Origin of the sequence: Saccharopolyspora sp. (assembly GCF_017434145.1) — a bacterium.
In the GTDB taxonomy this organism is placed as follows: domain Bacteria; phylum Actinomycetota; class Actinomycetes; order Mycobacteriales; family Pseudonocardiaceae; genus Saccharopolyspora_C; species Saccharopolyspora_C galaxeae.
In genome coordinates, this window is sequence record NZ_JAFRFW010000174.1 from 1 (window position 1) to 5,040 (window position 5,040).

Sequence of the window (5,040 nt, forward strand, 5' to 3'; positions counted from 1 at the left end):
CCGGGGGCGGTCGCCGAGTCGGTGCGGCTGATGGTCGAGTCGCTCTCGGCCACCGACTTCCAGACCGCGGTGCAGACGCTCGGGCAGCGCACCCCCGTGGAATTCCCGCCGCTGCCGCCGGAAGGCGAGCCGTGAGCGGGCGGCTCACCCCGGCGTGATCCGGCGCGCGTCCCGCCATCGAGTCCGGCGCGTCCCGCCAACGACACCGTTGCGCGGCGAGCTCCTGCCGACGCGACCGACCGCCGCGGAACGTTCCCACCGGGGTCGCCCTTGCGAGCCGACCGGCTCCGACCAGCGACCATTCGGGTGAATCCCCGGCGAAACGGGTACGCGGAGCGTCCCCTGGGCAAGCATGTTTCTGGATCACACATGCTGACCAGGGGGAGGAACATGAAAATCCGCAGGAAAGGCCTGGTGCGCAGTCCCCGCCGGACGACCGGCTCGCGGATACGGGGCCACGCGGCGCTCGCGGCGATGGCGCTGCTGCCCGCACTGCTCTGCGCACCCGCCACTGCGGTGGCGGCCGAGAACGCCGGACCGCAGGTCGACAAGGGCTTCGAGCTTCGCACGCCGAACCGGGAGTACCTGGACATCGCGAACGAGATCCGGGACCAGCACACCAGGGTCGGGGTTCAGACCCTGCTGAAGGACGCCAACCGGACCGCCGGAACGGAAGGCGACAAGGGTTGCAACGCACCGGAAGGCGCCGCGCACACCTTCTGCTTCCAGCCCCAGGTCGACGGGCAGGGCGACGACCAGAACACCGAGGCCTGGTACCCGCAGGGCGTCACGACCGTCTCCGACGCGGTCGCCGACGAGCAGTGGGGCGCGCGGAAGCCGGTCGTGACCAGCTGGTACAGCAAGGGGGACCAAGGCGTCCGGCTGTCGTTCCTCGACCCGGCGACGAAGAAGTACCGGCACGTCCTGCTGATGATCCCCGACCGCGACGACCAGAACGACCCGACGTTGCGGCCGCTCACCAGCGGCGGGAAGAGCATCCACGCCGGCGGCATCGCGTGGTACGGCAAGAATCTCTACGTGGCCGACACCAACGGCGGTATCCGGGTGTTCAACACCGACTACATCCTCGACCTCGAGGGCAGCGGCGACCCCGCGGCCGGGGACTACCGGTACGTGATGCTCCAGGTGGGCGCCTACGTCAAGGTGCAGGAGCCGGCGGGCGAGTGCGGCACCGGACCGACCCGCTTCTCCTACATCGGCCTGGACCGCAGCACCAAGCCGGACCGGTTGATCACCGGTGAGTACTGCGGCGGCGGCAAGGATGCCCCGAACGGCCGGGTCATGACCTGGAACCTGGACAACGGCAGGATCGCACCCGTTTCCGGCGATTCGGAACGGTTCCGGCCGCAGGAGGCGCACACGCTGCCGACCGGGTACGTCCAGGGCGCTTCGGTGCACGACGGGAAGTGGTACTTCACGCATCGGGGCGAAGGCACCGGGGGCTACGACAAGGATGCCTACTACCTTTCGCGCGCCACCGAGAAGGACGGCGAGCTCGTGCTCGACGCGAAGGACGCGGTCGGAACGCCGGACGGACGGGGCCCATCCGAGGACCTGTCCTACTACAACAGCAGCGACCACCTCTGGACGCTGACGGAGAAGCCGGGAAGCCGGGCGATCTACAGCCTGCAACCGCCGAGCTGATCCCACCAGCAGCGGCGCCGGCGCCTCCCCCGGACTCAGGCGGAAGCGCCGGTTCCGGCCGCTCGCACAAGACGAAACAGCCGGAGTCGCGGCCGTCGTCACATCCCGGACGAGCGCGTCGTTGTTCCGGCCGGAAGGCTCGGACCCGACCGTGCCGCGAGGAGGCTCCCGATGCCGCGGACTTGGTTGCACCACATCGCCGCGCTCGATCCGGCGACCGACGACCAGGAGATCTACCGGATCTCGATCGGGCACGAGTTCCCGTTCGACTACCAGCGCGCGCTGGAGTTCGCGCTGTTCCGCACCTACTGCGTGCCGAGCATCTCGGCGCTGCTGGCCGCCACCGGCGAGTTCGAGAAGCGCCCGCAGCAGCGCTACGACGACACCGCGCTGCTGATGGCCGAACTCGCCGAGCACGGCTACGACTCGGAACGCGGCAAGCAGGCGCTGCGGGTGATCAACCGGGCGCACGGCCGCTACGTGATCAGCAACGACGACATGCTCTACGTGCTGTCGACGTTCGTCTACGACCCGATCGACTGGATCGCGCAGTTCGGCTGGCGGCCGCTGCACGCCAACGAGCGCGCGGCCGCGTTCCACTACTTCCAAGCCGTCGGCAACCGGATGGGGATCAAGGACATCCCGGAGACCTTCGAGGAATTCCGCCGGTTCAAGCTGGATTTCGAGGCCGAGCACTTCCGCTACACCGACACCAACCACGCCATCGGCCGCTACACGCTGGAGCTGTTCTGCTCCTGGTTCCCGAAACCGCTGCGGCCGGTGGTGTCGCTGGGCGTGCGCAGCCTGCTGGACGAGCGGATGCTGACCGCGTTCGGCTTCCGCGCCGCCCCGGCATGGGTGGGAGCGGTTTCCCGCGGCGCGTTGCGCGCGCGCTCGGCGGTGGTGCGGCGGTTGCCGGAGCGCAAGGTCTCGAAGGCCGCGCAAGACCCGGGCAACCGCAGCTACCCGAACTACCCGAACGGCTACACCCCGCAAGACCTGGGCGCCCCGGCTCCGGTCGGCATCGACCCGAGCTGGCTGCGCCGCAAGACCAGCTGAACCCGCGGCGGGGCCGGGAACCCGGCCCCGCCGCCCGGCTCAGCTCGCAGTGGCCAGCGTCAAGGCGAAATCGCCCGCTTCGTCGGTCCACCAACGGCTGAGCTCGAAACCGGCGGCGGCCAGCTCGCCCGCCACCCGCGCGCGCCGGAACTTCGCCGAGACCTCGGTGCGGATGTCCTCGCCCGCGGCGAATTCCACGGTCAGGTCGAGCCCGGTGATGTGCACCCGCATCGGGCGGGTGGCGCGCAGCCGGATCTCGATCCACTCCTGCTCGGCGTTCCACTGCGCGACGTGCTCGAACGCCGCCGGGTCGAACTCGGCGCCGAGTTCGCGGTTGAGCACCCGCAGCACGTTGCGGTTGAACTCGGCGGTCACGCCCTGGGCGTCGTCGTAGGCGCGCACCAGCCTTCCGGAGTCCTTGACCAGGTCGGTGCCCAGCAGCAGCCACTCCCCCGGCCGCAGCGCGGATCGCACCGCGGAGAGGAACTCCGCGCGCTCGGCGGGCAGCAGGTTGCCGATGGTGCCGCCGAGGAACGCCACCATCCGGCCGCGACCCGGTGGGACCGAAGCCAGCTCGGTGGTGAAGTCGCCGACGATGCCGCGCACCGCCAGGTCCGGGTAGTCCCGCGCGATGGCGTCGATCGCCGCGCGCAGCGCGGACTCCGAGACGTCCAGCGGCACGAACTCCTGCAACGTGCCGGTTTTGCGCAGGGCCTCCAGCAGCAGCCGGGTCTTCTCCGAGGAACCCGACCCCAGCTCCACCAGCGTTCCCGCACCCGCCGCCTCGGCGATCTCGACCGCGTGCCGGGCGAGGATGTCGTGCTCGGCACGGGTTTGGTAGTACTCCGGCAGTTCGGTGATCCGCTCGAACAGCTCGCTGCCCGCGGCGTCGTAGAACCACTTCGGCCGCAGCCACTTCGGCTCGTCGGTCAGTCCTTCGCGGACGTCGGCGCGCAGTTCCCGCGCCGCGTCGGCCTCGGTGAAGTGCACGGTCAGCTCGGGTTGGCTCACGGGTGTTCCCCCTCCGGAAGTGGTGTGACGCGCACGGTGCTGGAATCGGCCACCACGAGGTGGCGATCCGGCACCGGCTCCCAATCGCTGTCGTCGCCGAACGGTTCGGACGAGACCGTCACCGAGTCCTCGGTGCGGCGCAGTGCAAGCGCATGGCTCCAGGTCGTGGCGTACACGGTGGAGCCGTCGGTCAGCAGCAGGTTCAGCCGGGAGTCCGGGCGCACGGCTGCGACCTGGTCGATCACCTCGCACACCGCCAGCGCCGGGTCCTGCCCGGCGTGCAGGCGTTGCCGCAGCAGCGCCCACAGCACCGCGGAGTCCGTGGGCGCCTCCAAGGTCATCAGGTCGATCACGTCGAGTTCCGCGGCGGCCTTGGCCAGCGAGTCCGGCCAGCCGGCGACCACTCCGTTGTGGCTGAACAGCCAGGTGCCGTCGGTGAACGGCGCGCAGGCGGTCTCGATCACCGGCATTCCCACCGTGGCCGAGCGCACCGCCGCGAGCACCGCGCTCGCCCGCTGCCTGCGCGCCAGCCCCGCGAACGCGGTGTCCGTCCACATCGGAACGGCGCTGCGGAACCGCTCCGGTGCACCCTGCTCGTACCAGCCGGCGCCGACGCCGTCGACGTTCACGGTGCCGCCGCCGCGCATGTCGCGCGGCGACCAGGTCTGCACCAGCAGCGAATGCCGCGGGCGCAGCAACAACTCCTCCAGCGTCACCGCCGGACCCAGGTAGGCCAGATGACGGCACATCCCGGGTCAGCCGAACTCGCCCGCGCGCGGCGTGCGCGCGCAGCGGAATCCGGTGAAGATCTGCCGCCGGATCGGGAAGTCCCAGTTGCGGAACGTCCCGCGGCAGGCGGCCTCGTCGGTGCCGAACGAGCCGCCGCGCAGCACCTTGTAGTCCGGGCCGAAGAACACCTCGGAGTACTCCCGGTACGGGAAGGCGTTGAAACCCGGGTACGGCAGGAAGTCCGTCGCCGTCCACTCCCACACGTCGCCGATCAGCTGCCGCGCGCCGCAAGGCGCTTCGCCGCGCGGATACGCCCCGGCGGGTGCGGGCCGCAGGTGCCGCTGGTTGAGGTTGGCGTGCTCCGGCGACGCGTCCTCATCGCCCCACGGGTAACGCAGCGAGCGGCCGCTGCGCGGGTCGTACCGGGCCGCCTTCTCCCACTCCTGCTCGGTCGGCAGCCGATTGCCCGCCCAGCGGGCGTACGCCTCGGCTTCGTAGAAGCTGACGTGCATGACCGGCTCGTCACCCGGCACCGGTTCGACGTGCCCGAAGCGGCGGCGCATCCAGCGATCGCCG

5 protein-coding genes are annotated in these 5,040 nt (G+C 70.7%); 2 read left to right on the forward strand and 3 right to left on the reverse strand.

Going from position 1 to position 5,040, the window contains the following annotated elements; genetic code table 11:
* Positions 1-414 precede the first annotated feature (414 nt).
* Both IJH84_RS04950 and IJH84_RS04955 read left to right on the forward strand, forming a co-directional pair.
* The gene (locus IJH84_RS04950; RefSeq protein WP_295140798.1) at positions 415-1,665 is read left to right on the forward strand and encodes a hypothetical protein; all 1,251 of its coding nucleotides are present in this window, start codon (positions 415-417) and stop codon (positions 1,663-1,665) included.
* A 171-nt stretch (positions 1,666-1,836) separates the two neighbouring features.
* Positions 1,837-2,724, forward strand: a complete 888-nt coding sequence (locus IJH84_RS04955; RefSeq protein WP_295140801.1) for an oxygenase MpaB family protein — start codon at positions 1,837-1,839, stop codon at positions 2,722-2,724.
* Positions 2,725-2,763: 39 nt separating this feature from the next.
* On the opposite strand, the gene egtD is transcribed toward IJH84_RS04955, so the two are convergent.
* The 3 genes from egtD to IJH84_RS04970 form a co-directional block, all read right to left on the reverse strand.
* Positions 2,764-3,735 carry an L-histidine N(alpha)-methyltransferase gene (gene egtD, locus IJH84_RS04960; RefSeq protein WP_200070718.1) on the reverse strand — a complete coding sequence of 324 codons (972 nt, stop codon included), beginning with the start codon at positions 3,733-3,735 and terminating at the stop codon, positions 2,764-2,766.
* Entirely contained in the window at positions 3,732-4,484 is a 753-nt protein-coding gene (gene egtC / locus IJH84_RS04965) for an ergothioneine biosynthesis protein EgtC (protein WP_295140805.1), read from the reverse strand. Before egtC ends, egtD begins: the two co-directional genes overlap by 4 nt.
* A 6-nt stretch (positions 4,485-4,490) precedes the next feature.
* On the reverse strand, positions 4,491-5,040 hold a 550-nt coding region (locus tag IJH84_RS04970; RefSeq protein ID WP_295140808.1), incomplete at its 5' end, for an SUMF1/EgtB/PvdO family nonheme iron enzyme.

What these genes read in the sequence shown, in the direction of transcription:
- IJH84_RS04955 (WP_295140801.1), top strand. Translation starts at nt 1,837, where the DNA reads ATGCCGCGGACTTGGTTGCACCACATCGCCGCGCTCGATCCGGCGACC.
- egtC (WP_295140805.1), bottom strand. Translation starts at nt 4,484, where the DNA reads ATGTGCCGTCATCTGGCCTACCTGGGTCCGGCGGTGACGCTGGAGGAG.